A 4956-nucleotide genomic window follows, 5' to 3' on the forward strand; every position below is an offset into this window, starting at 1 on the left:
AAGCTGGGTTCACCTTTTTTACAAGATCTCGAAGGATCGCGATTTCCAAATCCTTTTCTCCAAGTAATTTCTTTAGTTTATCATTCTCGGTTTCCAGTTCACGAAACTCTCCTGGGCTTGGTGTATAACTCGTTACAGCCTTTGCATCGGCAGAAGCGTTTTGCCAATCCGTGTGTTTCGAATCGCGAATCCATCGATACAGCATTTTGACGTCTATCCCATGCCGTCTGGCTACCTGGCTCGCGTTTCCTACTTCTTGGGCTTCTTGGATCAGCTGCTGTTTAAACTCGATTGAATAGCGTTTCCGTTGCATAAAAAATCCCCCTCTGTTCTTCTGATACCAGCTTAACAGGATAAGGGGGTGTGACTCAAATCCAATTTTGGGGCTTAAGAGATAGTGACAATTCCAAGGCTTAACGGTATGAGTGGTTCATTCGCCTACACATATGGACAAGGTGTCGTTCCATATAGACTTCTTGGCCTTCTTTCGAACGGCTCCCGTGAGTCAGGAAGTGCTTGGATCTTACCTATACAAGAAATATTCCTGTTTATTGAGAAGAATTTTTTCTAATAGTAACAGCAGATATATGTTCCCCTTCATTGCATTTTTGGAAATATGTTTAATTATATCGAAACTTTTAAACTATAACCGCGTTAAATAATATACTTTAAAGTATATTAAATATTATAGAATTCAGATGGGGGGATCCTAATGGAAAAAGCAATTGTTTTCTATAAGACTAGAGGAAAAGATCAAGATGAAATTAATCAGCGGCAACAGACAATAAATGAGTTCATTAGCAAAAAGGGATGGCAGTTAAGTAAAGTCGTTCACGATTTAGAAGAGTTCAATGGAGAGTTGTTAAGTGGAGATTATCAGTATTCCGTACTCTATAATACAACGGACATACGGGACTTCATGGAGAGAACCCATGTCTATATAATAAATATTAGACAAGGCATGAAAATCTATTCTGCCTTTCTAAACATGGATATTACGCCTGCTCACCTCCGAAAGAAATTTGGTGTTAAACTCAGCACAAATAATGAAGATCAAAGAAAAAACTGATGCTTCTATAGCACCAGTTTTTTTAATCACTTTAATTTTAAACGATTAGAGTATATTATAGTTTAAATCATAAATTTGCCAACAATTAAACCATAAGCTTGCCAATGCCCTATATTACAATATTCTCATGGTAAAGATACTAAGGAATTATTGCTGACGATCAATAAACCTTCTTATACAGATAATAAAATCACTTGTAAAATGTTTTTCCGGCATACTTTTGCTTTAATAACGAATTTTCGGCAAGCTTTTGCTTTAATAGTGTATTAAGATCAGTACATTAATATCAATATTCGTTGTTTAAGAAAATTAGTTATTTAGACTTGTTTCTTAGTTTTAACAATCATAAACATCATCTAGTATTCACGTATTATTAGAGCCTGTGACAAATTAGAGTTAATAACACCCCTAAACAAATAATCCCGTTAATAAACGGGAATTGTTTAACAATATCATACCAAATAAAGTTAAAAGAAATGATTTCTAGACTATTCCATCCTGCCGTATAAAAAGCCAGTCTAAACATGACAATAAAGTGTTAGACTGGCCTTTTATTTTATTGAACTATCGAGCCCGTTAGCCACTCATGCAGCGCTGCTGCACCAAAGATGATGAAAATGGTTTGAATCCGTCCATACTGCTACTACGGCTGGAGAGGAAGGTCGTTTTAAGTTGGTGCTACGAGCCCATCCGTTAGTCTGACTCCAACGATCATGGTGCATCATAGATTGTCGCTCCCTTTCGGGAAGCACTCATGGGAGATTAGTCCTTTTATGATTGTTGCACCAGCCTCCTTATAGGTAGTGCCGTAGGAAGGATGTTTTCAATGAAGGTACTCATTGAACGATCGTGTGGTATGGATGTTCATAAGGACAGTATTACTGCATGCATCATTACACCAGAAGGAAAGGAGATTCAAACATTTTCAACTAAGACCGTTTTCTTATTAAAGCTAATTGACTGGATTAAAGAACAAGGGTGTACCAATGTCGCAATGGAAAGCACAGGTGTTTTTTGGAAGCCAATCGTCAATTTATTGGAAGCAGATTCAATTGAATTTTTGGTGGTTAATGCTACTCATATGAAAGCAGTCCCTGGAAGAAAAACAGATGTCAAAGATGCCGAATGGATCGCTGAACTTCTCCGACATGGGTTGCTTACAGCTAGCTATATTCCCAATCGAAATCAGCGCGAGTTGAGAGAGCTTGTTCGATATCGTCGAAGCATAATTGAAGAGCGAGCCCGACAACATAACCGAATTCAAAAAGTCTTAGAGGGCGCCAACATTAAACTCTCTTCTGTTGTATCCGATATTTTAGGAGTTTCCAGCCGAGATATGCTTCATGCAATAGCTGATGGTGAAGACGATCCTGAGAAACTTGCAAGCTTCGCTCGCCGTACTATGAAACGAAAAAAAGATGAACTAGAGTTAGCTCTTCGAGGATATGTGAACCCCCACCAACGTCTTATGATAAAGACCATCTTAAATCACATTGAATTTCTGAATGAACAAGTCGAAAAATTAGACCGTGAGGTCTCTCAGCGGGTCATTTCTTTCCAAGAAGATGTTGAACGATTAGACTCCATACCAGGAATTGCGACTCGTATGGCTGAACAAATCTTATCTGAAATTGGAACAGATATTGAGAAACAATTTCCAAGTGCAGCACATTTATGTTCATGGGCAGGACTAGTGCCTGGGCACAACGAAAGCGCCGGAAAAAGAAAGTCATCTAAAACAAAAAAAGGAAACAAATATTTAAAATCTGCATTAACGGAAGCAGCTCATTCAGTAAGAGGCTCGAAAAATTACCTCGGTGCTTTGTATAGGCGAACAGCAGCACGAAAAGGTAAAAAACGAGCAGCAATTTCTGTAGCTCATGCCATGCTAAGAATCTCCTATTATCTACTTACCCGCAAAGAAATGTATGTCGATTTAGGAGAAGATTATTTTGAGAAGCAAAAACAGCAATTCATAGTAAGGCATTCCGTTCAAAGATTAGAAAAGCTAGGATATACCGTTACTATTACTGAAGCCTCTTAGTCAAAGAAAAATCTACATAGCAGAAAACTCAGACGTTGCAATTTTAAAAAACTGAATGAGCTGCGTCTTTTTTAGTATTGCCATTTTTAATAATACACATAGAGGTTAATTTTCATGGGAGTTTTGCAAAGGCTGCCAATATCAACACCGGCAGCCTCTTTTGTGTTTGTACCGCTATTGATATCTGTTAGCGTAACTACTTACCATCATTACCGTTTTGTTAATCTACATACTCCCGTAGCCACGAGTGCTGCTTCAAACAGCATTGATGACAAGATGATCGAGTTATTTGGTATTACTGAAGACGATGCAATTGACAGAAATACGGATATTCGATTTCCCAATGGGTAATTTTAGTAAAGAAAGAAGGGGGTAACCATGCTGACAAATAAACTTTTAACAATCGTATTTGCTTTGATGCTTTTGACGCCGACTGTTCCAAAGGACCCCTTAGATTTCGACCCAAACAAACCACTCGGAGATGTATCTCCCATTCACGTATCAATTGCTCAATTTGAAGAAAGGTACCATAAAGATGTATTGATTCCGCAATACATTCCATTTAAGCACACTCACTCAGGTGGCCGTTTTTCTGACTCCTTTAAAAACGTGTCCATAGACTACATAAACGTAAATTCCAATGAGCGATTATCGATGGACGTGTCTTTCAAAAATCATTGGGGCAAATTTCTCGAAGTAGCTGAATTAGTCACTTTAGACGACGGAACCAAGGCGTGGTACCTAAACAAAAGAGGTAGGGTGGCTGAATTTCTAGGTTTTCATAAAGGTGGATTATTTTACGATATTGGTATTACAAAAAATAACAAGAATAGATTGAACGATCTGTTGAAAGTAGCGAACTCACTCAAATAAGCCTCGCCACACTTTCCAAATGAACAAAGTGTAAAAATTACGATTTCCAGATCGTTCCTTTGTTCAAACATGGTACAATAACTGGTAATACCCATGGAGGTGATTCAATTGAATTGGCTATATCTCTTATTAGGTATTGGATTATTTATTCTTGGAGTATGGTTCTTTGCTAAAGGATCAACAAGCCTCAAGAAAAGAGATGAACATGGAAGTAAAAATCCAATTGATGAATCCGTATATCCCCCCTCTGATAACCATCCCAAGTAGTAAAGCGATTCGACAATTTAACATAATGAGCATTTTGTAAAATCTTCAGAAACTATAGATATATACATGCATACAATACCAATGGGAGGTGATTGTTATTCGAAAAACCACCATCTTTTTTTGTTACTTGGGTTATGTTATTCTCATGTTCTTTTTAATAAAGGTTCTGTTGCAATACGAGCACCTATTACATGAACAAACCCAATCAACTTATAATCTTATTCCACTCTACTGGTACAGCTCACTTTACCCTATGTTGATTGGACTCATGTTCGCTATTCCTAGTTTTGTTCAATTATTTAAAGTAAAGGGTCGCTGGAATTTTGATTGGTTAAAAATGTATGTTATTGGATTACCTTCACTTTTCGGAGCTACGGTTTTTCTTTTCTACTTCTCCCCAATAGGTAAATACCTACCACCTATGTCGATTCTTATGTTTGGAACAAAGTTTTCTACGATTTGCGGTATTGCATTTGGATATTTAGTTCTTTCATGTTTTAGAAACTCAACTTTCGCAGCTCAAATTAGGTAGGTAACCCTTGATATAGCTGGGTAAACCCATGATCCATTGTTGGAGTTGCGTTTTAATCAGTTTTGTGATCTTCTTGTTTGCCTTTTGAGCAATGTCCTCGATGAGATCAATGAGTTGCTTTAAAGCAACTGCCCAATCAAGTTGGCTTACTTCATCGCATAGAAGATGGAA

The 4956-nt window shown here is 37.5% G+C and carries 5 protein-coding genes and 1 pseudogene; 4 read left to right on the top strand and 2 right to left on the bottom strand.

Annotation, left to right across the window (positions count from 1 at the left end; genetic code table 11):
* A partial coding sequence (locus EDM52_RS23720) for a transposase (protein ID WP_122911368.1) occupies window positions 1–313 on the bottom strand: 313 nt, incomplete at its 3' end.
* A gap of 399 nt (window positions 314–712) precedes the next feature.
* Between EDM52_RS23720 and EDM52_RS23725 the strand changes: the two genes are divergently transcribed.
* The 4 genes from EDM52_RS23725 to EDM52_RS23735 all read left to right on the top strand — a co-directional run bounded on the left by EDM52_RS23725 (window position 713) and on the right by EDM52_RS23735 (window position 3986).
* On the top strand, window positions 713–1069 hold the full coding sequence (locus EDM52_RS23725) for a hypothetical protein (protein ID WP_122911369.1): 357 nt from the start codon (window positions 713–715) through the stop codon (window positions 1067–1069).
* A gap of 826 nt (window positions 1070–1895) precedes the next feature.
* Complete coding sequence (locus EDM52_RS23730) at window positions 1896–3113, top strand: IS110 family RNA-guided transposase (protein ID WP_122911370.1); 1218 nt, start codon at window positions 1896–1898, stop codon at window positions 3111–3113.
* A 114-nt stretch (window positions 3114–3227) separates the two neighbouring features.
* Entirely contained in the window at window positions 3228–3464 is a 237-nt protein-coding gene (locus EDM52_RS24405; protein WP_148038806.1) for a hypothetical protein, read from the top strand.
* Window positions 3465–3491: 27 nt separating this feature from the next.
* On the top strand, window positions 3492–3986 hold the full coding sequence (locus EDM52_RS23735) for a hypothetical protein (RefSeq protein ID WP_122911371.1): 495 nt from the start codon (window positions 3492–3494) through the stop codon (window positions 3984–3986).
* 772 nt (window positions 3987–4758) lie between these two features.
* Here the strand turns inward: EDM52_RS23735 and EDM52_RS25030 are convergent.
* A pseudogene (locus EDM52_RS25030) lies at window positions 4759–4956 on the bottom strand (IS4 family transposase); the annotation flags it as partial.

The organism is Brevibacillus invocatus (assembly GCF_003710915.1).
Lineage (GTDB): Bacteria > Bacillota > Bacilli > Brevibacillales > Brevibacillaceae > Brevibacillus > Brevibacillus invocatus.

Excerpts from the sequence above, each read along its gene's own strand:
- EDM52_RS23725 (WP_122911369.1), top strand. The coding sequence starts at position 713 with ATGGAAAAAGCAATTGTTTTCTATAAGACTAGAGGAAAAGATCAAGAT.
- EDM52_RS23730 (WP_122911370.1), top strand. The coding sequence starts at position 1,896 with ATGAAGGTACTCATTGAACGATCGTGTGGTATGGATGTTCATAAGGAC.
- EDM52_RS24405 (WP_148038806.1), top strand. The coding sequence starts at position 3,228 with ATGGGAGTTTTGCAAAGGCTGCCAATATCAACACCGGCAGCCTCTTTT.
- EDM52_RS23735 (WP_122911371.1), top strand. The coding sequence starts at position 3,492 with ATGCTGACAAATAAACTTTTAACAATCGTATTTGCTTTGATGCTTTTG.